We start from the raw sequence: 26,097 nt of genomic DNA on the forward strand, positions 1-26,097 counted from the left end.
GCCTTGTGTCGCGATGGGCTGCGCAGCAGCCCCAAGGGTTCAGCGGTGCTGCACAATCTTGGGGCTGCTGCGCAGCCCATCGCGACACAAGGCCGCTCCTACAGGACCGCGCTCGCCAGCCAGGCCACCATTAACGCTTCATGCACCGCTGATAACGCTCATCCACCCGCCCGGCAAACCACGCCGTGGTCAGCTTGCGGGTGATCTTCGGGCTTTTCAGCTGGATCCCCGGCAGCACCGCCCGTGGCACCGGCTTGCCGGCCGCAGCATCAGCAAGGGCGAACACCCCGCTGTACAGCTTGCTGTCCTCGAAGGCCAGACTATCGCCCTGCTCCAGCTGGCTGCGAATCTGCGGGTTGCGCAGGCCCAGCTTTCCTCCCAGTTTGCGTGCCGCCTTTTCAGTGGTCCCGGGCATGATCGAGCCCGGCGCCACCAGGTCGCCATCCAGCGCCAGCGTTACCCCCGTCACCTTGCTCAGTGCCGCCTGAAATGCCGCATTGCGGCTTGCGTACCAGCCCGCGTTGAAATCGGCAAAGCGGTACAGCTGGCGATCGTAGTTGGCCGAATAGCCCAGCAAGTGGGCGATACCGAAATACATGCCGCCGCGCCGGGTGAACACTTCCTGGCGAATGCTGCCGTCGTGGCTGTAGGGGTAATCCCGCGCATGCTTTTCGGCAAAGTCGATGCTGACCTGCATCGGCCCTCCGGTATGCACCGGGTTCAGCCCGCCCAGCAAGGTCTTGCCCAGCGGTACGCGAGCGATGACTTCGTCGTACAGTTCGCTCAGCTGCTTCTCGCTGCGCACCGCCTGCAAACGTTGCTGGTAGCTCTTGCCATTACCCGACGGCGCCTTCAGTGCACCGTCGACCAGCAGCTTGGGGATGTGCAGGCGCGCAGCGCGGCGGTCGATTTCCTCTCGGGCGATACGCCCCAGGTTGGGCACTTGCGGGTCGGCATTGAAGGTCGATTCCTGCTCGGTCACCGCCAGCACCGCGCACAGGTTGCTCTTGCTGGGGGCAATTCGCTGGGCCTCGAACGCCACCTGAATGTCCCGGGCCCAGCCATCGCGGTCCTTGGCCTGGGCGGGTAACAGCCGCAGCAGTTGGGCGCGGACCTTGGCCGGGTCCGTCTCGGGCGCTTCCTCACGACGCCCGGCGCAGCCTTGCAGCAGCGCCAGGGCCATCAACCCGGCAGCCAGTAACCGGCCGTTCAGGGCTGTTCACCGACCAGGTAGGTCTTGCTGATGTGCCGGAACAGCGGGTGGCTGGCACTGCCCATGAGCTCGAACAGAACCATTTCGCGGGTCACCACCTGCGCCCCCGCGGCCCGCATGCGCGCCAGCCCTGCGGCCTTGCTCGCCGGCGTACGGCTATCACAGGCATCCTCGACCACGAACACCTGCTTGCCCAGTGCCAGCAGGCCAAGCACGGTCTGCAACACACAGACGTGGGTTTCCATGCCACAGACAATCACTTGCTCGCGCGCCATCAGACTTGCTGGCAGGCACTCGGCGGCCACGCAGGAAAAATGGCTTTTCTCCACCACCTCGGCGGCCGGCGCTGCGGCCAGCAGTTCGGCCAAGGTATGGCCCAGGCCCTTGGGGTACTGCTCGGAAATCACCGTCGGCAGTTCCAGCTCGTTCGTCGCTGCCAGCAGCCATCGGGCCCGCGCGCGGGTGCCTTCAGGGTCGCTCATGGCGCCGATGAGTTTTTCCTGGATGTCGACGACCAGCAGCGTGGCCTTGTGGGGATCGATCAGCATTGTCTGCCTCTTGCCTGGGAAAAGGCCTAGCCTCCCCCAGGCAAGCGGTGACGTCAATCAGGCGGACAGCCGAAGCGGCTGCAGCGACGCGGTGAGTGCAGCGAGCACCCGGTCTTCATGCTCATGGATGAAGAAGTGGCCGCCTGGGAACATCTGCAGCGAGAACGCCCCGAGGGTTTCCTTGCGCCAGGCCTGCAATTGCTCGTCACTGGCGCGGTCCTGCATGCCGCCCAACACGTACAGTGGGCACTGCAAAGCCGGCCGCTGGCGGTAGGCGTAGGTACCACACAGCAGGAAGTCGGCGCGCAGGGTGGGCAAGGTCAGGCTCATCAGCTCGGCGTTGGCCAGCACTTCCTCGGGCGTGCCCTGAAGCTCGCGCAACTCGCCGATCAACTCGGCGTCGCTCTTGGGCTCGCGCCAGTTCTTGCCATCGTAGTCCTCGCGGCGGGTCGGCGCTGCGGTACCGCAGGCAAACAGGGCCAGTGGCGCCGGGCAGCCCAGCGCTTGCAGCTCATGGGCCAGCTCGAAGGCCAGCAAGGCGCCAAGGCTATGGCCGAGCAGCGCGTAGGGGGTGCTGGCCGCCAGGCGCTGTTCGGCAGCCAGTTGCCGGGCCAGGGCCTGCATGTCGGTGTGCAGTGGCTCGGCAATGCGCGCACCACGCCCGGGCAGTTCCACCGGGCGCACCTGCAGCCACGTCGGCAGCTTGCGCCGCCAGCGGCTGTAGACCATGGCGCTGGCCCCGGAATACGGCAGGCACAGCAGGTTCAATGCAGTCACTGGGCGGCGGCTTCGGCCATTTTCTGGCGCAGGCTCAGCGGGCGCATGTCGGTCCAGACTTCATCGATGTAGGCCAGGCAGTCCTTTTTCAGGCCGCTCTTGCCTACGGCACGCCAGCCGTTGGGGATGGCTTTGTAGTCGGGCCAGATCGAGTATTGCTCTTCGTGGTTGACCACTACCTGGAACTGGATATCGTCGCGGTCGAAAACGGAAGTCATTGCCTGTCTCCTTGAGTGATGGGTGCCGCTGCGCGCCTGGCGCAGGGGGGCTTTCAAGTAGACGTGGCGTGCGGCGAAAAAATTAGTGGGGCTGACGCGGTCTTCAGGTATCCCGCAACAGGTCGTGGGTATCGAGCAAGCGGAAGGCCACCTGCGGGTTGCGCTCCAGCCCACGGCGGATCGCCGCCGGGATCGACTGCCGGGTCTTGCGGCATAGGCCGGGCTGGTCGTCCAGTTCGATGACGATGCCGCGCATGGTTCGCACTTCGTTGAAACCGGGGGCAATGTGCACGCGAATGCCGAGGTTTTCATACATCCGCTGCTGCAGGCGTTGCAGGTCTTCCAGGTCCTTGAGGTTTTCCAGGCGGTCGAGCAGGCGTTTCTCTTCCTGGCGGGTCAGCAGGAGGATGCGCTGAGCGGCCTGCGGGTGATCGACCAGGTGTTCGCGGCCGCAGTCGCAGGCGCCAGGGGGGCAAGGTTGGCGCAGAGGCGGTGTAGTGCTCATGGAGCAATCATAGCCTGTACCGGCCTATTCGCGGGTGAACCCGCTCCTACAGGTTCCGGCTAAAACTTTCCTGTCAGGCAAAAAAAATTCACAAAACTCTAGACCGTCACCCGCCTCTTCGCCTATAAATCGCCTAAAGGAAATTTATATTCCTACCAAGAAATATTTCTTCGCCTCCACGCGAAGTCTCTTTGCCCTTGTGCCCGACCTGCCCCACTCCATCACGAGGCCTATCCGACATGCATCCCGCTCCCGATCACTTCATCCTGCGCGTCAGTTGCCCGGCCGTGTCCGGCATCGTCGCCGCGGTGACCACCTACCTGGCCGAGCACGGTTGCTACATCAGCGAGATGGCGCAGTTCGACGACGAGGACAACGGGCGCTTTTTCATGCGCGCGGTGTTCCGCTACAACACCGGTGTCACGGGTGACACACCGCAGCTGGAAGCCGGCTTCGCCGATGTCGCCCAGCGCTTCGACATGCAGTGGAGCCTGCACAGCAGTGCCCGGCCGATGCGCGTGCTGCTGATGGTGAGCAAGTTCGACCACTGCCTGTCCGACCTGCTGTACCGCCATGCCAAGGGCGAGCTGGACATGCAGATCACCGCCGTGGTCTCCAACCACCTGGACCTGCGCCCGATGGCCGAGCGCCAGGGCATCCGTTTCGTCTACCTGCCGGTCAGCAAGGACACCAAGGCCGAACAGGAAGCCGCGCTGCTGCGCATCGTCGAGGACACCGGCACCGAACTGGTGGTGCTGGCGCGCTACATGCAGATCCTCTCCGACGACCTGTGCCGCCAGCTGTCAGGCCGGGCGATCAACATCCACCATTCGTTCCTGCCCGGTTTCAAAGGCGCCAAGCCTTATCACCAGGCCTACCAGCGCGGGGTGAAGCTGATCGGTGCCACCGCCCACTACGTCACCAGCGACCTGGACGAAGGCCCGATCATCGAGCAGGAAGTGCAGCGCGTGGACCATGCCTACACACCGGATGACCTGGTGGCCATCGGCCGCGACACCGAGACCATCGCCCTGTCCCGCGCCGTGAAATACCACCTGGAGCATCGGGTGTTCCTGAACCACGACCGCACGGTGATCTTCAAATGAACGCCATTCCCAGTATCAAGCTGATCGACGGCAAGGCTACCGCGACGCGGGTGCTGGCCGAGGTACGCGAGCAGGTGCAGGAGCTGCGCCAGGGCGGCGTGCAACCGGGCCTGGCGGTGGTGCTGGTCGGTGCCGACGCTGCCAGCCAGGTGTACGTGCGCAACAAGGTGCTGCGTGCCGAAGAGGTGGGCATCCGCTCGCTGGAGCATCGCCTGCCCGCAGACACCAGCCAGGCCGAGCTGCTGACCCTGATCGACCGCCTCAACCGCGACACCGAGGTCAACGGCATTCTCGTGCAACTGCCGTTGCCGGCCCATATCGACGAACACCGCATTCTCCAGGCGATCAGCCCACTGAAGGATGTGGACGGCTTCCACAGCGAGAACGTCGGCGGCCTGGCCCAGGGCCGCGATGTGCTCACCCCGTGCACGCCCAGCGGCTGCATGCGCCTGCTGCGCGATGCCTGTGGCGAACTGCGTGGCAAGCATGCGGTGGTGGTCGGCCGCTCGAACATCGTCGGCAAGCCCATGGCCGCCCTGCTGCTGCAGGCCGACTGCACGGTGACCGTGGTGCACTCGCGCAGCCGCGACCTGCCGGCCTTGTGCCGCCAGGCCGACATCCTGGTGGCCGCAGTGGGCAAGCCGCGGCTGATCGGTGCCGACTGGCTAAAGCCCGGCGCGGTGGTGATCGATGTCGGTATCAACCGCATCGACGAAGGCGGCCACAGCCGCCTGGTCGGCGATGTCGACTTCGCCGCCGCCCTGCCCCAGGTGGCCGGCATCACCCCGGTGCCCGGCGGCGTCGGCCCGATGACCATCGCCTACCTGATGAAAAACACCCTGCTCGCCCTCGACCTGCAACAACAGGCCGCCCACCAGGAGCGCACCGCATGCCTTTCGCCCTGCTGAAATACGGCCTGAGCGCCGATTACCCGGTGGAGGTCGACCTGCCACCACCGTGCGAACTCAAGCCACGCTATGACGTGGTGATCATCGGCGGCGGCGGCCACGGCGTGGCCATCGCCTACTACCTGGCCAAGTACCACGGCATCACCAATGTCGCCGTGCTGGAAAAGGCCTACCTGGGCGGCGGCAATACTGCGCGCAACACAGCGGTGATCCGCTCCAACTACCTCACCAGTGAGGGTGTGCGCTTTTACGCAGAATCGGTGCGCATGTTCCAGAACCTGTCGAACGAGTTCGACTTCAACATCATGTATTCCGAACGCGGTCAGCTCACCCTCGCGCACACCGACGCCACCGTGCGCGCCTTTCGCCAGCGCGCCGAGGTCAACAAGCATTTCGGTGGCCGCACGGAGATGATCGACCGCCAGCAGATCCACGAACTGGTGCCAAGCCTGAACCTGAACCCAGGCCACCTGCCGGTGCTGGCCGGCCTGTGGCACATCGACGGCGCCACCGCGCGCCACGACGCAGTGGCCTGGGGCTACGCCAGGCAGGCGGCCAAGCGCGGCGTCGAGATCCACCAGCTGACCGAAGTGCAGGACTTGCTGATCCGCAACGGGCGCATCGAGGCGGTGAAGACCAACCGTGGCACCGTGCAGTGCGGTTGCGTGGTGCAGGCCGTGGCCGGGGCCAGTTCGCTGCTGATGGCCAAGGCCGGCATTCGTGCGCCGATCCACACCTACCCGCTGCAGGCCATGGTCACCCAGCCGTTCAAGCCGTTTCTCGACCCACTGGTGAGCTCCTCGGCGCTGCACTGCTACGTGCAGCAGACCAGCCGCGGCGAAATCGTCTTTGGCGGCGGCTCCGACCCATACCCGCTGTACAACACCCGCTCCACCCTCGACCTCAAGGAGAGCCTGCTGGCACACGCCATCGAGATGTTCCCGTTCATGGCCAACGCCAAGCTGATGCGCCAGTGGGCCGGGATCACCGACATGACCCCGGACTACAGCCCGATCATGGGCCTGTCGCCGGTGCACAACTATTACCTGGACGCCGGCTGGGGCACCTGGGGTTTCAAGGCCACGCCGATCTGCGGCAAGACCATGGCCGAGCTGGTCGCCAGTGGCGGCAAGGTGCCGGAACTGATCGCACCCTTTGCCCTGGAGCGCTTCAGCCGCTTCCAGCAAGTCAACGAAATGGGCGCCACCGCGGCCAGCCACTAAGGAGCGACGACGATGAAGATCCTGACCTGCCCCTTGAACGGCCCGCGCAATATCAGCGAGTTCACCTACGGCGGCGAATTCAGGCATATGCCCGACCCGGCCAGCTGCAGCGATGCGGAATGGGCCGACTATGTGTTCAACAGCGACAACCTTGCCGGCGTGGTGATCGAATGGTGGCTGCACAACGCCTCCAGCTACTGGTTCCTGGCCGAACGCCACACGGTGAGCGACCAGGTGCTGCGCACCTTCGACCCGAAAGAACTGTTCGACCGCCGCGTCGACTTCACCCCCGCCGCCACCCCGGAGATTGCCGGATGAACAGCCACACTCGCCTCCCCGCGCCCATGGGCCTGCTGATCGACCGCGAGCAGCCCCTGCACTTCCAGTTCGACGGCCAGGCCTGCCAGGGCTTTGCCGGTGACAGCATCGCCAGCGCCCTGCTCGGCAGTGGCCGCTGGCTGCTGTCGCGCTCGTTCAAGTACCACCGCCCGCGCGGCCCGCTGAGCATGGCCGGGCAGGATGCCAACACCCTGGTGCAGCTGCCGGACGAGCCCAATGTGCTGGCCGACCTGGAAGCCGCCCGCGATGGCCAGGTAGTCGAAGGGCAGAACTTCAACGGTAGCCTGACGCATGATCGCGACGCCTACCTGGGCAAGTTTTCGCGCTTCATGCCGGTGGGCTTCTATTACCGCTCCTTTTACAAGCCCAAGGGCATGTGGAAGGTGTGGGAGCCGCTGATCCGCAAGAAGACCGGCCTGGGCGTGCTCGACCTAGGCTTCAGGCCGCAGTACTACGACAAGGCCTATCTGTTCGTCGATCTGGCCGTCATCGGCGCTGGCCCGGCTGGCCTGCGTGCGGCACTGGACGCGGCCAATGCCGGGGCCAAGGTGTTGCTGATCGAGCAACAGCCGGTACTTGGCGGCTCGCTCACCTACGCCCGCTTCGACATTGCAGGCACCCGCGCTACCAGCCTGCGCCAGGAACTGCTGGCTGCCGTCGAGGGCCACCCGAACATCCAGGTGCTGCTGGACGCCACCTGCAACGGCTGGTTCACCGACAACTACCTGCCGGTGATCCAGCACAAGCGCCTGTACAAGGTGCGCGCCAGCCGCTGCCTGGTGGCGGCCGGTTCGTTCGACCAGCCAGTTGTGTTCCGCAACAACGACCTGCCGGGGGTCATGCTGACCAGCGCCGTGCAGCGGCTGATGAAGCTGTACGCGGTAAAACCCGGCCAGCGCGCGGTAATCCTCACCGGCCACGATGACGGCTACCTGGCCGCCCTCGACCTGCAGGACCAAGGCGTGGCCGTGGCCGCGGTGGTCGACATGCGCGCTGCGCCAGCCGATGCCGCACTGGCCGCAGAACTGAAGCGCCGCAATATACCCGTGCACCTGGGCAGCACCGTGTACGAAGCCCTGCACGAAGCGGGCATGCGCCACGTGAGTGGCGTGGATATTCGCCCGATCACCGGCCAGGGCAAGGTCGGCCCGCATGGCCTGCGCCTGGCCTGCGACCTGCTGTGCATGTCGGCAGGCTACATGCCGGTGTACCAGTTGCCGTGCCAGGCTGGCGGCAAGCTGGCCTACGACGTCAACCGCGACGAGTTCGCCATCAGCAACCTGCCGGCCGGGCTGGACATCGCCGGCTCGGTGAACGGCCGTCACGCACTGGGCAATGTGCTGGCCGACGCCACTCGCGGGGCTGCCGATGCGCTGGCAGCGCTGGGCCTGGAAGCGCCGGTGCAGCCCGTGTTCAGTGCCGAAGCCAAGGTCAACTTCCCCTGGCCGATCTTCCCCCACCCCAAGGGCAAGGATTTCGTCGACTTCGACGAAGACCTGCAAGTGCGCGACATCGTCAACGCCACGCGCAGCGGCTACCGCGATGTGCAACTGGTCAAGCGCTTCTCCACGGTCGGCATGGGCCCGTCCCAGGGCCGCCACTCGGCGCTGCCGACCGCCCGCCTGGTGGCCCACGCCACCGGGCGCAGCATCAGCGAAACCGGGGTGACCACCGCCCGTCCACCGTTCCAGGCGGAAAAACTGGCCCACGTCGCCGGCCGCGCCTTCGACCCGTACCGGCAAACGCCAATGCACCGCCGCCACCTGGAAGCCGGGGCGAAGATGATGCCGGCCGGCATCTGGCAGCGCCCTGCCTATTATGGCAAGCCCGAGGACCGCGAACGCTGCATGCAGGAGGAAGCCCGCCATGTGCGCGAGAAGGTCGGCCTGATCGACGTTTCCACCCTCGGTGGCCTGGATGTGCGCGGCCCCGACGCCGCCGAACTGCTGGAGCGCCTTTACACCTTCGGCTTCGCCAAGCTGGCCATCGGCCGCACCCGCTACGCGCTGATGACCAACGAGCATGGCGTGGTGATCGATGACGGCGTGTGCGCCCGGCTGGGCGAGCAGCACTTCTACGTCACCGCCACCACCAGCGGTGTCGACCGCATCTACCAGCAGATGCTGAAGTGGAATGCGCAATGGCGCCTGGATGTGGACGTCACCAACGTCACCGCCGCCCTGGCCGCGGTCAACCTGGCCGGGCCGCTGTCACGCCAGGTGCTGGCCAAGGTGTGTGACGATGTGGACCTGTCGGCCGAGGCCTTCCCTTATCTCGGCGTACGCCAGGGCACAGTGGCCGGCATTGCCGCGCGCATCCTGCGGGTGGGCTTTGTGGGTGAACTGGGCTACGAAGTGCACGTGCCGGCGCGCCACGCCGAGCGCCTGTGGGATACCTTGATGCAGGCCGGCGCGGGGTTGGGCATTCGCCCGTTCGGCGTCGAGACCCAACGCCTGCTGCGCCTGGAAAAGGGCCACGTGATCATCAGCCAGGACACCGACGGCATGACCCACCCGGCGGAGATCGACATGCAGTGGGCCATCGGCCGCAAGAAGCCATTCTTCGTCGGCAAACGCTCGATCGAGATCCTCGAAGCGCAGCCGCTCAAGCGCAAACTGGTCGGCTTCACCCTGCCCAAGGGCAGCCCGCAGCCGCTGGAGGGGCATCTGGTGCTGGACGGGGCGGACATCAGCGGCAACGTCACATCCTGCGAATACTCGCAAACCCTGGGGCAGATCATCGGCCTGGCTTACGCCGGTGCCCATCAGGCCACGCCTGGCATGCACATCCCGATCCGCGTGGAGGGCGGTGTGATGGTCAATGCCAAGGTGGTGCCACTGCCGTTTCACGATCCCGACAACCTGCGCCAGGAGCTCTGAGCCATGACCAGTTTGCAAGCCAAAGCTTTTATTTCACCCGGCCCGCGGGCCGAACTGCTGCATACCTGCGCGTTGACTGACCTGACCGATCTGGCACGGGTCGGGTTTCGTGGGGGCGACAGTGCCGCTTGCCTGCAGGTGCGTGGCTACCGCTTGCCGTCGCTACCCAACCAGGCCGTGCGCCAGGAAGACGGTGGCTGGGTAGCGCGCTTGTCGCAGACCGAGTACCTGCTGCTGGGCAGCCTGGCCGACGGCGGTGCACGGGTGGCTGCCGAAGAGGGTGGGTGGGTGCAGGATGCTCGGCGCAACTACCTGCTGCCGCGCCAGGATAGCCATGCCTGGCTGCAGCTGTCGGGGGTGCATTGCAGCGCGGTGATGGCCAAGTTGTGCGGGGTGGACTTGCGCGCCCGGGCGTTTCCCGTTGGGGCGGTGGCGCAGACCTCGGCGGCGCGGATCAACGTGATCGTGCTGAATGTGGGGAGCGATGAGAGGCCGGCGCTGCAGTTGCTGTTTGATCGGGCATCGCTGGCGTATTTCCGTGAAGCGGTGCTGGATGCCATGGATGAGTTCGATGGTGGGTGGGTCGGGGTAGATGAACTGATGCGTTGACCTGCACCGGCCTCTTCGCGGGTAAACCCGCTCTCATAGAACAACACATGACTCATTGGTTCGGCGAGGTCCTGTAGGAGCAGCCTTGTGCTGCGAAGAGGCCGGGGCTGACAAAGCCTGTCTATTGGCTGTACCGGCCTCTTCGCAGCACAAGGCTGCTCCTACAAAGGACGCGTCAGACGAGCGATATCGGTTCTCTGCGCGACAGCGCAGCCCAACGGGCTGGGCAATCTCCCGAAGGTCAGAGCTGCACCAACCGCTCACGCAGGAAGTTCACAAAACCCTGCACCGGCCGCGCCACCTGTCGGTGCTGCGGGTACACCGCCGACAGCTGCAGCGCCGGAGGCCGCCACTCATCCAGCACCGTCACCAGCCGCCCATCCGCCAGTGCCTGGCCCACGATGAAGGTTGGCAGATAAGTTACACCCATCCCGGCTATCGCGGCATCCCTGAGCAGCTCGCCATTGTTCGCCCGCATCCGCCCGGCCACCTGGATCGCCTGGGTCTTGCCTCCTTGGCCGAACTGCCACTGCACCTGCCGCGAATGCCCATATGGCAGGCAATCATGCCCAGCCAACTGCTCCGGCCTGGCCGGCACGCCCCGCGCTTCCAGGTACGCCGGGCTAGCGCAATACACCCGCTCGACACTGGCAATGCGCCGCGCAATCAGGCTGGAATCCTCCAGCGCACCAATCCGTAGCGCCAGGTCATAGCCCTCGCCGATCAGGTCCACTGCGCGGTCGCTCAAATCCACCTCCACATCCACCTGCGGGTGCAACTGCAGGAACTCGGTCAGCAGGCACCCCAGGTGCGCCATGGCGAACGACAGCGGCGCACTCAGACGCAAGGTGCCACGCAAGGCCTGGGCCTGGCCGCTGATGTCGTGCTCCACCTGCTGCACTTCGCCGAGCAGGCGCAGCGCCGACTGGTAGTAGTGCTGGCCCAGCGGCGTGGCATCCAGGCGCCGCGTGGAGCGGTTGAGCAGGCGCACGCCCAGGCGCTCCTCAAGCTGCATCAGGCGCCGGCTGACCGATTGTTTGGACATTCCCAGGCGGTCGGCAGCCGCAGTGAAACTGCCAGCTTCCATGACCTGGGCAAAGATCCGCATGTCTTCGTAAGGGTTCATTGTCTCGCTCTTGGTGACAGTCAAACGCTTTATAGCGGCTTTTTCCCATCAACGCATCTCCCTAATCTACGCACAAGTCGCAGCGATGGCCCTGAAGGCCAGGCAAGACGCCCACTACCGACATTCAACAGAAAAGGATTCGCTCATGAACATTGTCCACAAAACCCTTACCGCTTCCCTTCTGGCCCTGTCCGTTTCCAGCGCCTTCGCCGCTGGCAGCCCGGGTATCGAACAGCACACCCAGGCCTTCCTCGAAGCCCTGGAACAAGGCGGCGGCAAGCCACTGGAGCAGCTCAGCCCGAAAGACGCCCGCGCGGTGCTGACCGGTGCCCAGGCCTCGGTCAAGGTCGATCTCTCGGGTATCGAGGTGAAGGAACGCGCCATCCAGGCCAACGGCGAGTCGATCAAACTGCAAGTGGTGCGCCCGGCCAACGTGAAGGGTGACCTGCCGGTGTTCATGTTCTTCCACGGTGGCGGCTGGGTGCTCGGCGATTTCCCGACCCACCAGCGGCTGATCCGCGACCTGGTGGTTGGCTCTGGCGCAGTGGCGGTCTACGTCGACTACACCCCGTCGCCGGAAGCGCACTATCCGACGGCGATCAACCAGGCTTACGCCGCCACCCGCTGGGTGGCCGAGCACGGCAAGGAAATTGGCGTGGACGGCAAGCGCCTGGCCGTGGCCGGCAACAGCGTCGGCGGCAACATGGCGGCAGTAGTGGCCTTGAAAGCCAAAGAGGCCGGCACCCCGGCCCTGCGTTTCCAGCTGCTGTTGTGGCCGGTGACCGATGCCAGCTTCGAAACTGCGTCGTACAAGCAGTTTGCCGAGGGGCACTTCCTGACCACCGGGATGATGAAATGGTTCTGGAACAACTACACCACCGACGCCAAGGCCCGGGAACAGATCTACGCCTCGCCGCTGCGGGCCAGCAGTGAACAGCTCAAGGGCCTGCCGCCGGCACTGGTGCAGACGGCCGAGTTCGACGTGCTGCGCGATGAAGGTGAGGCTTATGCTCGCAAGCTGAATGCCGCTGGCGTGACTGTGACCTCGGTGCGGTACAACGGCATGATCCATGACTACGGGCTGCTCAACCCGCTGCATCAGGTGCCGGCCGTGCAAGCGGCCATGCGCCAGGCCGCCGGCGAGCTGAAAGTGCACCTGCAGTAACCTTATCCACGCATGCGGCAGGGCCTGGTGCCCTGCCGGTTCAGGAGGTCCGTCATGCTCACCGTACGCAACGCCAAAGACCGCGGCCTGGCCTTTCATGGCTGGCTGAAATCGTTCCACACCTTCTCCTTCGGCCACTACCGCAACCCGGACGAGCAAGGGTTCTCGGACCTGCTGGTGATCAACGACGACCGCGTCATCCCCGGCAAGGGCTTTGGCCAGCACCCGCACCGCGACATGGAGATTTTCTCCTACGTGCTGGAAGGCGCGCTGGAGCACAAGGACACGCTGGGCACCGGCTCGGTGATCCGCCCGGGCGATGTGCAGCTGATGAGCGCTGGCCACGGCGTGGCCCACAGCGAGTTCAACCACAGCCAGGTGCAGCCGGTGCACTTCCTGCAGATCTGGATCGTACCGAACGTGCAGGGGGCAACGCCGCGTTACCAGCAACAGCATTTCAGTGCCGAGGAAAAGCGCGGCAAGCTGCGCCTGATCATCTCGCCGGATGGCGCCGAGGGGTCATTGCAGGTAAGGCAGAATGCGCGGGTGTATGCCGGCCTGTTCGACGGTGACGAGCGTGCCACCCTGAACTTGCCGGAAAACCGCCATGCCTATGTGCATGTGGCCCGGGGCAGCATCGAGCTCAATGGGCAAGTGCTGAATGAAGGGGATGGGGTGCGGGTGAGGCAGGAACAGGTGCTGGAGCTGGGCAATGGGGTGGATGCCGAGGTGCTGGTGTTCGACCTGCGGCCGCATGAATTGCCGGGCATGCCTTGAGTTTCTGCTTCGACAGTAATGGCCCTATCGCCGGCAAGCCAGCTCCCACAGGTACTGCACAGGTCTTCAAGGCAGTGTTTAACCTGTGGGAGATTACCCAGCCCTTTTGGGCTGCGCTGTCGCGCAGAGAACAAATATCGCTCGTCTGACGCGGCCTTTGTAGGAGCAGCCTTGTGCTGCGAAGAGGCCGGTACAAGCAACAGACAGGCTTTGTCAGTACCGGCCTCTTCGCAGCACAAGGCTGCTCCTACAGAACCTCGCCGAACCATTGAGTCATGTGTTGTTCTATGGGAGCTGGCTTGCCGGCGATAGGGCCAACAGCCATCACTCAGGGCTCAACCCTTCGACGATGATCACCTCAGCCTTCGCCACCCCCTGGCGATGGCTGCAAGCCTCCTGGTACAGCCCGGACCGGTAACACGCCAGCGCCTGCTCGTACGAATCGAACTCGATCACCACGCTACGCTGAGGGGTAGGCCGCCCTTCCATTGCCTCGCTACGCCCGCCACGGGCCAGGAAACGGCCGCCGAATGCCTTGAAGGCAGCCGGGGCGCGCTGGGTGTACTGCTGGTATTGCTCGGGATCGTTCACGTCCACATGGGCGATCCAATAGGCCTTCATGCGCTGCTCTCCTGTTACGGCGATATTTGTGTATGATGGTATACCATAATAATCATCCCACCACAGTGAGCGTGCAACATGGCTTTCAACACCATCGAAGAACTTCTCGAGGACTACCGGCAAGGCAAGATGGTCCTGCTGGTGGATGACGAGGACCGGGAAAACGAAGGCGATCTGCTGATCGCCGCCGAGCGTTGCGACGCCCAGGCCATCAACTTCATGGCCCGTGAAGCGCGCGGGCTGATCTGCCTGACGCTGACCGACGATCACTGCCAACGTCTGGGCCTGGAGCAGATGGTGCCGGCCAACGGCAGCGTTTTCAGCACCGCCTTCACCGTGTCGATCGAGGCTGCCACGGGCGTTACCACCGGTATTTCCGCTGCTGATCGGGCACGTACGGTGGCAGCGGCGATGGCCCCCAACGCCCGCCCGGAAGACCTGGTGCAACCCGGCCACATCTTCCCCCTGCGCGCCCGCGAAGGCGGTGTACTGACGCGCGCCGGCCACACCGAAGCCGGCTGCGACCTGGCGCGCCTGGCCGGGTTCACCCCGGCGTCGGTTATCGTCGAAGTACTCAACGATGACGGCACCATGGCCCGCCGCCCGGACCTGGAGGTGTTCGCTGCCCGGCACGGCATCAAGATCGGCACCATCGCCGACCTCATCCACTACCGCCTGAGCACCGAGCAGACCATCAAGCGCATCGGCGAACGCGAACTGCCGACCGTGCATGGCACCTTCCGCCTGGTCACCTACGAAGACCGCATCGAAGGTGGCGTACACATGGCCATGGTCATGGGCGATATCCGCCGCGAGCAGCCGACCCTGGTGCGAGTGCACGTGATCGACCCGCTGCGCGACCTGGTCGGCGCCGAATATGCCGGCCCCGCCAACTGGACGCTTTGGGCGGCGCTGCAGAAAGTGGCCGAGGAAGGCGCCGGCGTGGTGGTGATCCTGGCCAACCATGAGTCCTCGCAGGCGCTGCTGGAACGCGTGCCGCAGCTGACCCAGCCGGTGCGGCCTTACCAGCGTGGGCAATCGAAGGTGTACTCGGAGGTGGGTACAGGCGCGCAGATTCTGCAGGACCTGGGCGTGGGCAAGCTGCGCCACCTGGGCCCGCCGCTGAAATACGCGGGGCTGGCGGGGTATGAGCTGGAGGTCGTGCAAAGCATCCCCTTCGAGCCCGGACTGGTGAGCTGATACAGGCCCGTGTAGGAGCGGCCTTGTGTCGCGAAAGGGCCGCGAAGCGGCCCCGACAATTCATGTGTCGACGCTGAAATCCGGGGGCCGCTTTGCGGCCCTTTCGCGACACAAGGCCGCTCCTACAAAGGTTCGCGGCAACTTGCAGAGGACGGAGTGATGGCCGGTAGCCTCATACCTCTTGCCAAAAGTTTGGAATACCATAATATGATATCCCGTAGACCTTGAATCTGCAGGCCGGCACCTACAATCAAAAACGGCCAAAAAACACTTTGTTTTAGCTGCTCCCCGAACACTATTGGCGGGCGCACCACAAGCCCCGCCTCGAATAACAAAAGCAACGAGGGCGTAACCATGCTGTTGAGCAAACGTGTAACCGCAGTGCTGTCCGCCAGCCTGCTGACCCTGGCATGTCAGGCTGCCCAGGCCGCCGACAGCCTGAACTTCGTCAGCTGGGGCGGTACCACCCAGGACGCCCAGAAAGAAGCGTGGGCCGTACCTTTCACCAAAGCCACCGACATCAAAGTCGTCCAGGACGGCCCCACCGACTATGGCAAGCTCAAGGCCATGGTCGAAAGCGGCAACGTGCAGTGGGACGTGGTCGACGTCGAAGCCGACTTCGCCCTGCGTGCCGCCAGCGAAGGCCTGCTAGAACCCCTCGATTTCACCCAGATCAAGCGCGACAAGATCGACCCGCGCTTCGTCTCCGACCATGGCGTCGGCTCGTTCTTCTTCTCCTTCGTGCTCGGCTACAACGAAGGCAAGCTCGGTGCCAACAAACCGGTGGACTGGACCGCCCTGTTCGATACCAAGACCTACCCTGGCAAGCGCGCCCTGTACAAATGGCCCAGCCCAGGCGTACTGGAACTGGCCCTGCTGGCCGACGGCGTAGCCCCCGACAAGCTGTACCCGCTGGACCTGGACCGCGCCTTCAAGAAGCTCGACACCATCAAGAAAGACATCGTCTGGTGGGGCGGTGGCGCCCAGTCGCAGCAACTGCTGGCCTCGGGTGAAGCCTCGCTCGGCCAGTTCTGGAACGGCCGCGTCTATGCCCTGCAGCAAGACGGTGCACCGGTGGGCGTGAGCTGGAAGCAGAACCTGGTCATGGCCGACTTCCTGGTCATCCCCAAAGGTGCCAAGAACAAGGACGCGGCCATGAAGTTCCTGGCCAACGCCAGCAGCGCCGAAGGCCAGGCCGAGTTCGCCAACAAGACCGCCTACGCGCCGGTGAACGTCGACAGCGTGGCCAAGCTGGACAAAGACCTTGCGCAGAACCTGCCGACCGCCTACGCCCAGGACCAGGTCACCCTCGACTTCGCCTACTGGGCCAAGAACGGCCAGGCCATCGCAGCCCGCTGGAATGAGTGGTTGGTCAAATGAAAGTCGCCATCAACGCCCTGCATAACGCGCAAGGTGCCCCCACGGGCACCGGCGCCCCGGGAACGGCCCCCCGCCGCGTCAGCCTGAGCCAGCGCTGGAAAGGCAGCCGCAATCTGCTGCCGGCGCTACTGTTCCTTGGCCTGTTCTTCTTCGCCCCGCTCGCCGGCCTGTTGCTGCGCGGTGTGCTGGAGCCGACGCCGGGCCTGGGCAACTACGAGCAGCTGTTCGCCAACTCGGCCTATGCGCGGGTGCTTTTCAACACCTTCTCGGTGGCCGGCGTGGTCACCCTGATCAGCGTGCTGCTGGGCTTCCCGCTGGCCTGGGCAATTACCCTGGTGCCCAAGGGCTGGGGCCGCTGGTTGCTGAACATCGTGCTGCTGTCGATGTGGACCAGCCTGCTGGCGCGCACCTACTCGTGGCTGGTGCTGCTGCAGAGCTCGGGGGTGATCAACAAGGCGTTGATGGCCATGGGTATCATCGATGCCCCACTGGAAATGGTGCACAACCTGACCGGCGTGGTGATCGGCATGAGCTACATCATGATCCCGTTCATCGTGCTGCCGCTGCAGGCGACCATGCACGCCATCGACCCGATGGTGCTGCAGGCCGGCTCGATCTGTGGCGCCAGCCCGTGGACCAATTTCTGGAAAGTGTTCCTGCCGCTGTGCCGCTCGGGGCTGTTCTCCGGGGCACTGATGGTGTTCGTGATGTCGCTCGGTTACTACGTCACCCCGGCCCTGCTGGGCGGTGCACAGAACATGATGCTGCCCGAGTTCATCATCCAGCAGGTGCAGTCGTTCCTCAACTGGGGCCTGGCCAGCGCCGCCGCCGCACTGCTGGTGGTGATCACCCTGGTGCTCTTCTACCTGTACCTGAAGCTGCAGCCGGAATCCCCGGTTGGCAACGCGAGGTAAACCGCCATGCTCCTGTCTCCCAATGCCATGGGCCGCCCGCTGCGTACGGGCCTGTACCTGACCACCGGGGTCATCGCGGCCTTCCTGCTGCTGCCGGTGGTGTTCATCGTGTTGCTGTCGTTCGGCTCGTCGCAGTGGCTGGTGTTCCCGCCGCCGGGCTGGACCTTCAAGTGGTACGGCCAGTTCTTCTCCAACCCGGAGTGGATGGACGCCGCGCTGGCCAGCCTGAAGGTGGCCGTGCTGACCACCATCGCCGCCGTGCTGCTCGGCCTGCCCACCGCGTTTGCCCTGGTGCGTGGCCGCTTCCCGGGCCGCGAGCTGCTGTACGGGCTGTTCACCATGCCGATGATCGTGCCACTGGTGATCATTGCCGTGGCGGTGTACGCGCTGTTCCTCAAGCTCGGCTACACCGGCACGCTGTTCGCCTTCGTGGTCAGCCACGTGATCGTCGCCCTGCCCTTCACCATTATCTCGATCATCAATTCGCTGAAGCTGTTCGACCAATCCATCGAGGATGCCGCGGTGATCTGCGGCGCCTCGCGCCTGCAGGCGATCTTCAAGGTGACCTTCCCGGCGATTCGCCCGGGGATGATCGCCGGCGGCCTGTTCGCCTTCCTGGTGTCGTGGGATGAAGTGGTGCTGAGCGTGATGATGGCCAGCCCCGACCTGCAGACCTTGCCGGTGAAGATGTGGACCACCCTGCGCCAGGACCTCAGCCCGGTCATCGCCGTGGCCTCGACCCTGCTGATCGGCCTGTCGCTGCTTGTCATGTTCATTGCCGCCGCCTTGCGCCGGCGCACCGAAGCCAACGCCTGAGCGCGCGGAGAAAACAACAATGAGTGCAGTGATCAAAGACAACGCGCACGGCAAGACCCTGGTCAGCCTGCGCGGCCTGAACAAGCACTACGGCGACTTCACCGCCGTGGACAACCTCGACCTGGAAATCCAGGACGGCGAGTTCCTGACCTTCCTCGGTTCCAGCGGCTCGGGCAAGTCCACCACCCTGTCGATGCTGGCAGGCTTCGAAACGCCGAGCAGCGGCGAGATCCTGGTCGATGGCCAGTCACTGGTCAACGTGCCGCCGCACAAGCGTGACATCGGCATGGTGTTCCAGCGCTATTCGCTGTTCCCGCACCTGAACGTGCGCGACAACATCGGCTTTCCGCTGGCCATTCGCAAGCTTAGTGCCAGCGAAACCAGCAAGCGCGTCGATGCCATGCTCAAGCTGGTGCAGCTGGAGAAGTTCGCCCACCGCAAGCCGTCGCAGATGTCCGGTGGCCAGCAGCAGCGCGTGGCTATCGCCCGGGCGCTGGTGTACGAACCGCGCATCCTGCTGATGGACGAACCGCTCGGCGCGCTGGACAAGAAGCTGCGCGAAGACCTGCAGGACGAACTGCGCCAGTTGCACCGGCGCCTGGGCATCACCATCGTCTACGTCACCCACGACCAGGAAGAAGCCATGCGCCTGTCCCAGCGCATCGCCATCTTCAGCCATGGCAAGATCGTCGGCCTGGGCACCGGTTACGACCTGTACCAGAACCCGCCGAATGCCTTCGTCGCCTCGTTCCTGGGCAACTCCAACTTCCTGCGGATCAAGGCCAGCAGCAATGGCGCGGGCAGCTTCGAGGGCCAGCCGGTGGCCATCCGCCTGACCCCGGGCCTGGCCGCCTCGCAGGATGCACTGATCATGGTGCGCCCGGAAAAGGCCCTGGCCCTGACCGCCGAACAAGCCGCGCGCGAGCCGCTGCCGGCGGGCTGGAACGAGGTCAGTGCCAAGGTTGGTGAAGTGCTGTTCCTGGGCGAGAGCCAGACCTGCCATGTGGTGACAGCGGGCGGTACCGAGCTGACGGTAAAGGCGTTGTCGGCGGCGGGCATGCCGATGCAGCCGGGGGATACCGTGAAGGTGCGCTGGGCGGTGGCGGATGCGTGCATCTATACCGAGTGGGCAGAAAGTGACCTGAGCAAGTCTGCCGGGGCGCATTGATACCGCTGGGGCCGCTTTGCGGCCCTTTCGCCGGCAAGCCAGCTCCCACAGGTACAGCGCAGATTTCAGGATTGGCACGGCCCCTGTGGGAGCTGGCTTGCCGGCGATGGGCTGCACAGCAGCCCCATTAACGCGAACTTACAAGCATCAGGCAAAGCCCACTGCCCCATGGACTGTCACATTATCATCACGCCACTGTCGTAATCTGCCGGCCATCTCTATGCCATAGGCCTTCCGGCATGCCCCGCCTGCTTGTCTTGCTGCTCACCCTGCTACCGCTGGCGACCCTGGCCGAGCCCGCTCACCTGCGCGTCCAAGGCTCCAACACCATCGGCGCGGCCTTGCTGCCGGCGCTGGTGCAAGGGCAATTGCGCGCGCAGCAAGCTACCGCCATCGAACAATACCCGGGCAAGCTGGCCAACGAGACTGTCATCACCGCTCGCGATACGCGTGGCCAGCCTTTGCGCATCGACATCGCCGCACACGGTTCCAGCACCGGCTTCGTCGCCCTGGGCCATGGCGAGGCCGACCTGGCCGCCGCGTCGCGACCTGTCAACGACAACGAAGCAAGCCAACTGCAGGCTTTGGGCGACCTGCGCGCCGCTGCCGCCGAACAAGTCATCGGCCTGGATGGCGTCGCGGTCATCGTTCACCCCGACAACCCGCTGCCACAGCTCACCACGGGGCAACTGGCACAGATCTTTGCCGGGCAGATCCAGCGCTGGGAGCAATTGGGTGTTGCCGGCGGGGCCATCCACCTGTACGCCCGTGACGACCGCTCCGGCACCTTTGAGACCTTCAAGGCCCTCGTGCTGGAACCCCAGCAAAGCGAACTTTCAGCCCAGGCCCAACGTTTCGAGTCCAGCGACGAGCTGGCCGCGCGAGTGAGCACCGACCGCCAGGCCATCGGTTTCAGCAGCCTGGCGGCGGTGCATGGGGCCAAGGTGCTGGCGGTGGCCGAAGGTGACGCGCCGGCCATGCTACCGGAGCGTGCACTGGTGGCCAGCGAGGACTACCCGCTATCGCGGCGCCTGTATTTCTATCTGCCGGCCAACCCCAAGCCCCAGGCCAAGGCCCTGGCCGATTTCGCTCAGAGCCCGGCGGGCCAGGCGATCGTCGCCCAGCAGGGTTTCGTTTCGCAGCAGATCAAGGCCCAATCTGTAGCACCCCAGGCCGACATGCCGCCGCGCTATCGCACCCTGGCCCAGCAGGCACAGCGGTTGAGCGTTAACTTCCGCTTTCAGGAAGGCAGCGCCAGCCTCGACAACAAGGCCCTGCGCGATGTCCAGCGCGTTGCCGACTACCTGCGCCAAGCGGGCAAGTTGCAGCGCAAGGCGGTGCTGGTGGGCTTTGGCGACCCCAAGGAAACACCCGGTCGCGCCGCCCTACTGTCCCGCCTAAGGGCCCAGGCGGTGCGCCGCGAGCTGGCGCGCGATGGCGTGGAGGTGCTGGAGGTGACCGGGATGGGAGATGAATTGCCAGTGGCAGGGAACGAACTGGAGCAAGGGCGACTGCGCAATCGCCGGGTGGAAGTGTGGGTGCATTGATCTGAAAGCAGCACACATCCCTGTAGGAGCAGCCTTGTGCTGCGAAGAGGCCAGTATGGCCAACACATTTGTGCAAGGTTGACCGGCCTCTTCGCAGCACAAGGCTGCTCCTACAAGAAGCGTGCTTAAGTGTGTGCCGTGCTTGGCAAAGAAATGTAACAGCTCCCCATTCGGCATCACCGGCAAACGGGTCTAGGCTCAAGCCCATGTGATACCGGGCCCCTCTGACGGCTGCCAGGCCGCCATGTCGGATCACTGTTGCCATGCAACGTCGACATTCAAGGAGGGGCTCATGACAGCTCTACACACATTCCTCACCACCCCGTTCCTCGGCACCAGCACCTGGTTGTGGCTGGTGTTCATGGCCATCGTCATCGGTTTGCTGGTACTCGATCTCGGCGTGCTGCACCGCCACGACCGGGAAATCGAAATGCGCGAGAGCCTGCTGCTGTATTCGGGCTATTTCAGCGTCGGCGTGCTGTTCGGCGTCGGTGTCTGGTACCAGTTGGGCGCGCAGTCGGCGCTGGAGTTCTACACCGGGTTCCTGGTCGAGCAGTCGCTGTCGATGGACAACGTGTTCGTCATGGCGATGATCTTCAGCTATTTCGCCATCCCCCGCCGCTACCAGCACCGCGTGCTGTTCTGGGGCATCCTCGGGGTGGTGTTCCTGCGGGCGATCATGATCGGCGTGGGCGCGGCGCTGGTGCAGAACTTCGCCTGGGTACTGTATATCTTCGGTGCCTTCCTGCTGTTTACCGGGGTGAAGATGGCGCTGTCGAAGGAAGATAGCCGCCCCGACCTGGCCAACAACCCGATCCTCAAGTTCGTGCGTCGGCACATGCGGGTCACCGAGCAGATCCACGGCTCGCACTTCTTCGTGCAGCAGACCCCGCCCGGGCAGCACAAGGCGCTACGCCATGCCACCCCGCTGTTCATGGCGCTGGTGCTGATCGAACTGGCCGACCTGGTGTTCGCCGTCGACAGCGTCCCGGCAATCTTCGCCATCACCCAGGACCCGTTCATCGTCTACACCTCCAACATCTTCGCCATCCTCGGCTTGCGCTCGTTGTATTTTGCGCTGGCGGCGCTGATGCACCGGTTCGTTTACCTCAAGTACGCGCTCGCGCTGGTGCTGATCTTCATTGGCTGCAAGATCTTCTACCACGGCATGGTGGGCAAGGTGCCGGCATTGCTGTCGCTGGGGGTGACGTTCGGGTTGTTGCTGGGTGGGGTGGTGGTTTCGTTGGTCAAGACGCGGGGGGAAAAGCCGGAAATCAAGAATGGTCAATCCAAGCAGCCTTCAAATGCCGATCGTACAGTCAGCGAGAAGGAGGAAGACCCGCAGATGCGGGTCTGACCATCCAGAGGAACCAGTGAGCCTTCAAGGGCGTCTTCGCGGGCAAGCCCGCGAAGAGCCCGGAACAAGCCGGTAAATCACCGCCCGCTACGCATCATCTCCGCCGGCACGTACTTGCCGATCTCATACTTGCCAATCGCCGCCCGGTGCACTTCATCTGGCCCGTCGGCCAGGCGCAAGGTGCGCTGCATGGCGTACATGTAAGCCAGCGGGAAATCGCCACTCACCCCTGCCCCCCCATGAATCTGGATCGCCCGGTCGATCACCTTCAATGCCACGTTCGGCGCCACTACCTTGATTTGCGCAATCTCGCTGCGGGCCACCTTGTTGCCGACCGTGTCCATCATGTAGGCCGCTTTCAACGTCAGCAGCCGGGCCATGTCGATCTCCATGCGCGAGTCGGCAATCTTGTCGACGTTGCCGCCCAGACGCGCCAGTGGCCGGCCGAAGGCGGTACGCTCCACCGAGCGCTTGCACATCAGTTCCAGCGCGCGCTCGGCCATGCCGATCGAGCGCATGCAGTGGTGGATACGGCCGGGGCCAAGGCGCCCCTGGGCAATTTCGAAGCCACGGCCTTCACCCAGGATCACGTTCTCATACGGTACCCGCACATTCTCGAAGAGCACCTCGGCGTGGCCATGGGGAGCATCGTCATAGCCGAACACCGGCAGCGGGCGGACGATCTTCACCCCAGGCGCATCGGTGGGCACCAGCACCATCGAGTGCTGCTGGTGGCGTGGCCCTTCAGGGTCGGACAGGCCCATGAAGATCATTACCTTGCAGCGCGGGTCGCAAGCGCCGGAGGTCCACCACTTGCGGCCGTTGATTACCCATTGGTCACCGTCACGCACGGCGGTGGCGGCCATGTTGGTGGCATCCGAGGAGGCCACGTCCGGTTCGGTCATGGCGAACGCCGAACGGATCTCGCCACGCAGCAGCGGCTCCAGCCACTGGCGCTTCTGCGCTTCACTGCCATAGCGCACCAGCACTTCCATGTTGCCGGTGTCCGGCGCCGAGCAGTTGAACGGCTCCGGGCCGAGCAACGAACGACCCATGATTTCCGCCAGCGGGGCGTATTCCAGGTTGCTCAGGCCGGCACCGTATTCCGATTCGGGCAGGAACAGGTTCCACAGCCCTTCAGCGCGGGCCTTGGCCTTGAGTTCTTCCATGATCGCGGTGGGCTGCCAGCGGTCACCCTCGGCGACCTGGCGCTCGAACACCGCCTCGGCGGGGTAGACATAGGCCTCCATGAACGCGCTGACGCGCTCACGCAGTGCCTGGACCTTGGGCGAATAGGCGAAATCCATCGGGGCTACCTTCACGGTTCGGAGTACATGGGCCAGAGCCTAGAGCAGCATGGCCTCATCCACCTAGCCTATTTTCCGCGTGTATAAACATTCATAACCGATATATGATCGGCCAATAATTCCAACAAAGAGCGGCGCCCATGAACCTCAGCAAGGTCGACCTCAACCTGTTCATCGTGTTCGATGCGATCTACACCGAAGCCAACCTGACCCGCGCCGGGCAGATCGTGGGCATCACCCAGCCGGCAGTGTCCAACGCCCTTTCGCGGCTGCGCGAAACCTTCAATGACCCGCTGTTCGTGCGCACCGCGCAAGGCATGGTGCCAACGCCCATGGCGCAGAACATCATCGGCCCGGTGCGCAATGCCTTGGCACTGTTGCGCACCTCGGTGCAGGAAAGCCGCATTTTCAACCCGCAACAGGCCAACAAGACTTTCCGCATCAGCATGACCGACCTGACCGAAGCGGTCATCCTGCCGCCGCTGTTCCAGCGCTTGCGCCGCCTGGCGCCGGCGGTGCTGATCGAAAGCTTTTTGTGCAAGCGCCGCGAGACCACCAAGGAACTTGCCGCCGGCCGCCTGGACTTCGCCATCGACGCACCGTTGAACACCGACCCGCAGGTACGCCACGTCAAACTGATGCAAGACCGCTATGTCTGCGCCCTGCGCCAGGGCCACCCGCTGGCCGACAGCAAGCTGACCCTCGACAACTACCTGGGCATGACCCACATCCATATTTCCAGCCGCCGCAACGGCCTGGGCTATGTCGACCTGGCCCTGGGCAAGATGGGCGTGCAGCGCAAGGTTGCCTTGCGCTCGCAGCATTACCTTATGGCCTCGCAGGTGTTGCAGCAGACCGACATGGCGATGACCGTCCCCGAGCGCTTCGCCCGCCGCCATCAGTTGCGTTACCAGCCACTGCCGGTCGAGGTGCCTGCGCTGGAAACGCACCTGTACTGGCATGAAAGCACCGATCAGGACCCGGCCAACCGCTGGATGCGCGAGCAGATCACCGAGTTGTGCGAACGTGTGGTGGCCGAGGAAGAGAGGGCCTCGGAACCAGCCTGAACAGAATGGCGGGATGCGGAGAAAAAAATTCCAAGAAAAACTTGATAGATAGAAATTTTTCTTGATCATTTCCAGAATAGAGCCGCTGGAAGTGAAAAATATCTCCGAAGTAGCGGGTACGCTTGCTCCAACGATTGCCGATTTCACGGCGACAGACACGGACCCGCCCTCATGCCCAGCGCCCCGCTCTATTTCGATTACGCCGCCACCACTCCGGTCGACGACCGGGTCATCGAAACCATGCTCGCCTGCCTTGGCAGCCAGGGCAACTTCGGCAACCCGGCGTCCAGTGGCCATGCCTTCGGCCAGGCAGCCCGCCACGCCGTGGAGCAGGCCCGTCAGCAAGTGGCCGAACGCGTCGGCGCGCAGGCCGATGCACTGGTCTGGACCTCAGGTGCGACCGAGTCCAACAACCTGGCGCTCAAGGGCATTGCCCAGGGCCTCGGCCAGCCCGGGCACCTGATCACCAGCCAACTGGAACACAAGGCCGTGCTCGATACGGTGGCCGAACTGGAGCGCCAGGGTTGGGCCGTTACCCGCCTGGCACCGGATGCCGCCGGCCTGATTCAGCCTGCGGCGGTGCAGGCAGCGTTGCGCGCCGACACCCGCCTGGTATCGCTGATGGCGGTGAACAATGAACTGGGCACGATCACCGACTTTGCCGCGATTGGCGAACAGGTACGTGCCCACGGTGCCCTGCTGCACGTGGATGCGGCGCAGGCGGTGGGCAAACTGGCCATCGACCTGAACGCCATGGCCGTGGACCTGATGTCGTTCTCGGCGCACAAGGTGTATGGGCCCAAGGGCATCGGTGCGCTCTACGTGGGGCCACGCGCCCGCACGCTGATGCGTGCGCAGATGCACGGCGGCGGCCATGAGCAAGGCCTGCGTTCCGGCACCCTGGCGACCCACCAGATTGCCGGCATGGGCAGTGCCTTTGCCCTGGCCGGCCAGCCCGGCGACAGCGAACACCTGCGCCTCGAACAATTGGCCAGGCGCCTGCGTGAAGGCCTGCTGGCCCTGCCCGGCGTCACCCTCAACGGCTGCGCCAAACAACGCATTCCCCATACGCTGAACCTGTGTATCGACAGCAAGGGCTTCAACAGCGCGGCGCTGGCCAGCGAGCTGGCGTTGTCAACCACCTCGGCCTGCAATTCGGCGAGCAATGCAGCCTCGCATGTGCTGCTCGCGTTGGGGCTGGATGAACGCCAGGCACGTAACAGCGTGCGCCTGAGCATCGGGCGTTTCAGCAACGAGGCCGAAGTGGACAAGGCCCTCGAAGTGTTTGGCCGGGTGCTGACAGCGGCGTCAGCGGCACTTTGGTGAA

General features: G+C 64.5%; 25 protein-coding genes. 17 read left to right on the forward strand and 8 right to left on the reverse strand.

The window, feature by feature from the left end; genetic code table 11:
* Positions 1-130 precede the first annotated feature (130 nt).
* The 5 genes from ACK56M_RS17570 to ACK56M_RS17590 all read right to left on the reverse strand — a co-directional run bounded on the left by ACK56M_RS17570 (position 131) and on the right by ACK56M_RS17590 (position 3,261).
* Positions 131-1,183: a DUF1615 domain-containing protein gene (locus ACK56M_RS17570; RefSeq protein ID WP_015270829.1), complete on the reverse strand. Its 1,053-nt coding sequence runs from the start codon at positions 1,181-1,183 to the stop codon at positions 131-133.
* A gap of 26 nt (positions 1,184-1,209) precedes the next feature.
* Positions 1,210-1,761 (reverse strand): hydrolase, encoded by a 552-nt coding sequence (locus tag ACK56M_RS17575; protein ID WP_015270830.1) that lies wholly within the window; start codon positions 1,759-1,761, stop codon positions 1,210-1,212.
* Positions 1,762-1,818: 57 nt separating this feature from the next.
* Positions 1,819-2,538 carry a thioesterase II family protein gene (locus ACK56M_RS17580; protein ID WP_015270831.1) on the reverse strand — a complete coding sequence of 240 codons (720 nt, stop codon included), beginning with the start codon at positions 2,536-2,538 and terminating at the stop codon, positions 1,819-1,821.
* Complete coding sequence (locus tag ACK56M_RS17585) at positions 2,535-2,756, reverse strand: MbtH family protein (RefSeq protein WP_003256222.1); 222 nt, start codon at positions 2,754-2,756, stop codon at positions 2,535-2,537. Before ACK56M_RS17585 ends, ACK56M_RS17580 begins: the two co-directional genes overlap by 4 nt.
* A 103-nt stretch (positions 2,757-2,859) precedes the next feature.
* The gene (locus ACK56M_RS17590; RefSeq protein WP_015270832.1) at positions 2,860-3,261 is read right to left on the reverse strand and encodes a hypothetical protein; all 402 of its coding nucleotides are present in this window, start codon (positions 3,259-3,261) and stop codon (positions 2,860-2,862) included.
* 239 nt (positions 3,262-3,500) lie between these two features.
* Here ACK56M_RS17590 and purU point away from each other — a divergent pair, with 239 nt between their 5' ends.
* Genes purU through ACK56M_RS17620 form a run of 6 tightly spaced genes read left to right on the forward strand, consistent with a single transcriptional unit; the run spans position 3,501 to position 10,325 of the window.
* Entirely contained in the window at positions 3,501-4,367 is an 867-nt protein-coding gene (gene purU / locus ACK56M_RS17595) for a formyltetrahydrofolate deformylase (protein WP_054572076.1), read from the forward strand.
* Positions 4,364-5,275 (forward strand): bifunctional methylenetetrahydrofolate dehydrogenase/methenyltetrahydrofolate cyclohydrolase FolD, encoded by a 912-nt coding sequence (gene folD, locus ACK56M_RS17600; RefSeq protein ID WP_015270834.1) that lies wholly within the window; start codon positions 4,364-4,366, stop codon positions 5,273-5,275. Before purU ends, folD begins: the two co-directional genes overlap by 4 nt.
* On the forward strand, positions 5,257-6,498 hold the full coding sequence (locus ACK56M_RS17605; protein ID WP_309668732.1) for an FAD-dependent oxidoreductase: 1,242 nt from the start codon (positions 5,257-5,259) through the stop codon (positions 6,496-6,498). Before folD ends, ACK56M_RS17605 begins: the two co-directional genes overlap by 19 nt.
* 12 nt (positions 6,499-6,510) lie before the next feature.
* Complete coding sequence (locus ACK56M_RS17610; protein ID WP_054572077.1) at positions 6,511-6,816, forward strand: sarcosine oxidase subunit delta; 306 nt, start codon at positions 6,511-6,513, stop codon at positions 6,814-6,816.
* The gene (locus tag ACK56M_RS17615) at positions 6,813-9,716 is read left to right on the forward strand and encodes a 2Fe-2S iron-sulfur cluster-binding protein (RefSeq protein WP_411958819.1); all 2,904 of its coding nucleotides are present in this window, start codon (positions 6,813-6,815) and stop codon (positions 9,714-9,716) included. The genes ACK56M_RS17610 and ACK56M_RS17615 overlap by 4 nt, the downstream gene beginning before the upstream one ends.
* A 3-nt stretch (positions 9,717-9,719) precedes the next feature.
* Positions 9,720-10,325: a sarcosine oxidase gene (locus ACK56M_RS17620; protein WP_054572079.1), complete on the forward strand. Its 606-nt coding sequence runs from the start codon at positions 9,720-9,722 to the stop codon at positions 10,323-10,325.
* Between the two features lie 241 nt (positions 10,326-10,566).
* Here ACK56M_RS17620 and ACK56M_RS17625 read toward each other — a convergent pair whose 3' ends face one another.
* On the reverse strand, positions 10,567-11,451 hold the full coding sequence (locus ACK56M_RS17625) for a LysR family transcriptional regulator (protein ID WP_015270839.1): 885 nt from the start codon (positions 11,449-11,451) through the stop codon (positions 10,567-10,569).
* A gap of 145 nt (positions 11,452-11,596) precedes the next feature.
* On the opposite strand from ACK56M_RS17625, the gene ACK56M_RS17630 reads away from it, so the two are divergent.
* Both ACK56M_RS17630 and ACK56M_RS17635 read left to right on the forward strand, forming a co-directional pair.
* A complete protein-coding gene (locus ACK56M_RS17630) occupies positions 11,597-12,616 on the forward strand; it encodes an alpha/beta hydrolase (protein WP_054572081.1) in 1,020 nt (339 codons plus the stop codon).
* A 54-nt stretch (positions 12,617-12,670) separates the two neighbouring features.
* On the forward strand, positions 12,671-13,393 hold the full coding sequence (locus tag ACK56M_RS17635; protein ID WP_100412868.1) for a pirin family protein: 723 nt from the start codon (positions 12,671-12,673) through the stop codon (positions 13,391-13,393).
* Between the two features lie 324 nt (positions 13,394-13,717).
* On the opposite strand, the gene ACK56M_RS17640 is transcribed toward ACK56M_RS17635, so the two are convergent.
* Positions 13,718-14,014, reverse strand: coding sequence for a DUF1330 domain-containing protein (locus ACK56M_RS17640; RefSeq protein WP_085720578.1), 297 nt, complete (start codon positions 14,012-14,014; stop codon positions 13,718-13,720).
* Positions 14,015-14,092: 78 nt separating this feature from the next.
* Here ACK56M_RS17640 and ribBA point away from each other — a divergent pair, with 78 nt between their 5' ends.
* The 7 genes from ribBA (at position 14,093) to ACK56M_RS17675 (ending at position 22,396) form a co-directional block, all read left to right on the forward strand.
* Complete coding sequence (gene ribBA, locus ACK56M_RS17645) at positions 14,093-15,214, forward strand: bifunctional 3,4-dihydroxy-2-butanone-4-phosphate synthase/GTP cyclohydrolase II (protein ID WP_015270843.1); 1,122 nt, start codon at positions 14,093-14,095, stop codon at positions 15,212-15,214.
* Between the two features lie 354 nt (positions 15,215-15,568).
* Positions 15,569-16,594, forward strand: a complete 1,026-nt coding sequence (locus ACK56M_RS17650) for an ABC transporter substrate-binding protein (RefSeq protein WP_013973153.1) — start codon at positions 15,569-15,571, stop codon at positions 16,592-16,594.
* A complete protein-coding gene (locus tag ACK56M_RS17655; RefSeq protein ID WP_015270844.1) occupies positions 16,591-17,508 on the forward strand; it encodes an ABC transporter permease in 918 nt (305 codons plus the stop codon). Before ACK56M_RS17650 ends, ACK56M_RS17655 begins: the two co-directional genes overlap by 4 nt.
* Before the next feature lie 6 nt (positions 17,509-17,514).
* The gene (locus tag ACK56M_RS17660) at positions 17,515-18,324 is read left to right on the forward strand and encodes an ABC transporter permease (RefSeq protein ID WP_015270845.1); all 810 of its coding nucleotides are present in this window, start codon (positions 17,515-17,517) and stop codon (positions 18,322-18,324) included.
* A gap of 19 nt (positions 18,325-18,343) precedes the next feature.
* Entirely contained in the window at positions 18,344-19,492 is a 1,149-nt protein-coding gene (locus ACK56M_RS17665; protein WP_013973156.1) for an ABC transporter ATP-binding protein, read from the forward strand.
* A 239-nt stretch (positions 19,493-19,731) separates the two neighbouring features.
* Entirely contained in the window at positions 19,732-21,039 is a 1,308-nt protein-coding gene (locus tag ACK56M_RS17670; RefSeq protein ID WP_015270846.1) for a substrate-binding domain-containing protein, read from the forward strand.
* A 292-nt stretch (positions 21,040-21,331) separates the two neighbouring features.
* Entirely contained in the window at positions 21,332-22,396 is a 1,065-nt protein-coding gene (locus tag ACK56M_RS17675; protein WP_015270847.1) for a TerC family protein, read from the forward strand.
* A gap of 77 nt (positions 22,397-22,473) precedes the next feature.
* Here ACK56M_RS17675 and ACK56M_RS17680 read toward each other — a convergent pair whose 3' ends face one another.
* Positions 22,474-23,703, reverse strand: a complete 1,230-nt coding sequence (locus tag ACK56M_RS17680) for an acyl-CoA dehydrogenase (RefSeq protein WP_015270848.1) — start codon at positions 23,701-23,703, stop codon at positions 22,474-22,476.
* A gap of 140 nt (positions 23,704-23,843) precedes the next feature.
* Here ACK56M_RS17680 and ACK56M_RS17685 point away from each other — a divergent pair, with 140 nt between their 5' ends.
* Both ACK56M_RS17685 and ACK56M_RS17690 read left to right on the forward strand, forming a co-directional pair.
* Positions 23,844-24,770 (forward strand): LysR family transcriptional regulator, encoded by a 927-nt coding sequence (locus ACK56M_RS17685; protein WP_015270849.1) that lies wholly within the window; start codon positions 23,844-23,846, stop codon positions 24,768-24,770.
* Between the two features lie 171 nt (positions 24,771-24,941).
* A complete protein-coding gene (locus ACK56M_RS17690; protein WP_054572084.1) occupies positions 24,942-26,096 on the forward strand; it encodes a cysteine desulfurase family protein in 1,155 nt (384 codons plus the stop codon).
* The last annotated feature ends 1 nt before the right edge of the window (position 26,097 follow it).

This window comes from Pseudomonas sp. s4 (genome assembly GCF_046764235.1).
GTDB lineage: Bacteria > Pseudomonadota > Gammaproteobacteria > Pseudomonadales > Pseudomonadaceae > Aquipseudomonas > Aquipseudomonas asiatica.

What these genes read in the sequence shown, in the direction of transcription:
- ACK56M_RS17685 (WP_015270849.1), top strand. Translation starts at nt 23,844, where the DNA reads ATGAACCTCAGCAAGGTCGACCTCAACCTGTTCATCGTGTTCGATGCG.
- ACK56M_RS17670 (WP_015270846.1), top strand. Translation starts at nt 19,732, where the DNA reads ATGCCCCGCCTGCTTGTCTTGCTGCTCACCCTGCTACCGCTGGCGACC.
- ACK56M_RS17675 (WP_015270847.1), top strand. Translation starts at nt 21,332, where the DNA reads ATGACAGCTCTACACACATTCCTCACCACCCCGTTCCTCGGCACCAGC.
- ACK56M_RS17620 (WP_054572079.1), top strand. Translation starts at nt 9,720, where the DNA reads ATGACCAGTTTGCAAGCCAAAGCTTTTATTTCACCCGGCCCGCGGGCC.
- ACK56M_RS17610 (WP_054572077.1), top strand. Translation starts at nt 6,511, where the DNA reads ATGAAGATCCTGACCTGCCCCTTGAACGGCCCGCGCAATATCAGCGAG.
- ACK56M_RS17655 (WP_015270844.1), top strand. Translation starts at nt 16,591, where the DNA reads ATGAAAGTCGCCATCAACGCCCTGCATAACGCGCAAGGTGCCCCCACG.
- ACK56M_RS17575 (WP_015270830.1), bottom strand. Translation starts at nt 1,761, where the DNA reads ATGCTGATCGATCCCCACAAGGCCACGCTGCTGGTCGTCGACATCCAG.
- ACK56M_RS17650 (WP_013973153.1), top strand. Translation starts at nt 15,569, where the DNA reads ATGCTGTTGAGCAAACGTGTAACCGCAGTGCTGTCCGCCAGCCTGCTG.
- ribBA (WP_015270843.1), top strand. Translation starts at nt 14,093, where the DNA reads ATGGCTTTCAACACCATCGAAGAACTTCTCGAGGACTACCGGCAAGGC.
- folD (WP_015270834.1), top strand. Translation starts at nt 4,364, where the DNA reads ATGAACGCCATTCCCAGTATCAAGCTGATCGACGGCAAGGCTACCGCG.
- ACK56M_RS17630 (WP_054572081.1), top strand. Translation starts at nt 11,597, where the DNA reads ATGAACATTGTCCACAAAACCCTTACCGCTTCCCTTCTGGCCCTGTCC.
- ACK56M_RS17585 (WP_003256222.1), bottom strand. Translation starts at nt 2,756, where the DNA reads ATGACTTCCGTTTTCGACCGCGACGATATCCAGTTCCAGGTAGTGGTC.
- ACK56M_RS17625 (WP_015270839.1), bottom strand. Translation starts at nt 11,451, where the DNA reads ATGAACCCTTACGAAGACATGCGGATCTTTGCCCAGGTCATGGAAGCT.
- ACK56M_RS17635 (WP_100412868.1), top strand. Translation starts at nt 12,671, where the DNA reads ATGCTCACCGTACGCAACGCCAAAGACCGCGGCCTGGCCTTTCATGGC.
- ACK56M_RS17690 (WP_054572084.1), top strand. Translation starts at nt 24,942, where the DNA reads ATGCCCAGCGCCCCGCTCTATTTCGATTACGCCGCCACCACTCCGGTC.
- ACK56M_RS17615 (WP_411958819.1), top strand. Translation starts at nt 6,813, where the DNA reads ATGAACAGCCACACTCGCCTCCCCGCGCCCATGGGCCTGCTGATCGAC.
- purU (WP_054572076.1), top strand. Translation starts at nt 3,501, where the DNA reads ATGCATCCCGCTCCCGATCACTTCATCCTGCGCGTCAGTTGCCCGGCC.
- ACK56M_RS17570 (WP_015270829.1), bottom strand. Translation starts at nt 1,183, where the DNA reads ATGGCCCTGGCGCTGCTGCAAGGCTGCGCCGGGCGTCGTGAGGAAGCG.
- ACK56M_RS17660 (WP_015270845.1), top strand. Translation starts at nt 17,515, where the DNA reads ATGCTCCTGTCTCCCAATGCCATGGGCCGCCCGCTGCGTACGGGCCTG.
- ACK56M_RS17680 (WP_015270848.1), bottom strand. Translation starts at nt 23,703, where the DNA reads ATGGATTTCGCCTATTCGCCCAAGGTCCAGGCACTGCGTGAGCGCGTC.
- ACK56M_RS17590 (WP_015270832.1), bottom strand. Translation starts at nt 3,261, where the DNA reads ATGAGCACTACACCGCCTCTGCGCCAACCTTGCCCCCCTGGCGCCTGC.
- ACK56M_RS17640 (WP_085720578.1), bottom strand. Translation starts at nt 14,014, where the DNA reads ATGAAGGCCTATTGGATCGCCCATGTGGACGTGAACGATCCCGAGCAA.
- ACK56M_RS17605 (WP_309668732.1), top strand. Translation starts at nt 5,257, where the DNA reads ATGCCTTTCGCCCTGCTGAAATACGGCCTGAGCGCCGATTACCCGGTG.
- ACK56M_RS17665 (WP_013973156.1), top strand. Translation starts at nt 18,344, where the DNA reads ATGAGTGCAGTGATCAAAGACAACGCGCACGGCAAGACCCTGGTCAGC.